Annotated in this window: 1 pseudogene; it reads left to right on the top strand. The window is 36.6% G+C overall.

What is annotated here, in order from left to right:
• Positions 1-29: 29 nt before the first annotated feature.
• Positions 30-358 (top strand): annotated as a pseudogene (locus tag DWW33_RS16090) (GHKL domain-containing protein); the annotation flags it as partial.

The following is a 358-nucleotide window of genomic DNA, read 5'->3' as shown; positions in this document are numbered from 1 at the left end:
AACAGGCAAAGGTACAATACGAATACTATTTGACGCAGACAAAAAAATATGATCAAACCGTCCACATATTACATGATGTAAATAAGCATATTAAAGCAATCGAAGGATTATATGGTGCAGAGCAGGGGAATACGGCAGGAGAATATGCAGCGGAAATCAGAGAACTGTTAAAGCCACTCATTCCGGTTCAATACACAGAAAATCCGATCTTGAACATTCTTCTTACCGATAAAGAATCCGTTATGAGGGAAAAAGGTATTTCAGTAACCATAAAGGTGGATAATGTGAATCTGAATTTCCTTGCACCAATCGACATTACAACTATTTTTGGAAATTTATTAGATAATGCGATTGAGGC

Source organism: Roseburia sp. AF15-21 (assembly GCF_003479505.1).
Taxonomy (GTDB): Bacteria; Bacillota; Clostridia; order Lachnospirales; family Lachnospiraceae; genus Roseburia_C; species Roseburia_C amylophila.
The sequence above is the reverse complement of the archived record's forward strand: the minus strand, read 5'-3'. Positions and strand labels throughout refer to the sequence as shown.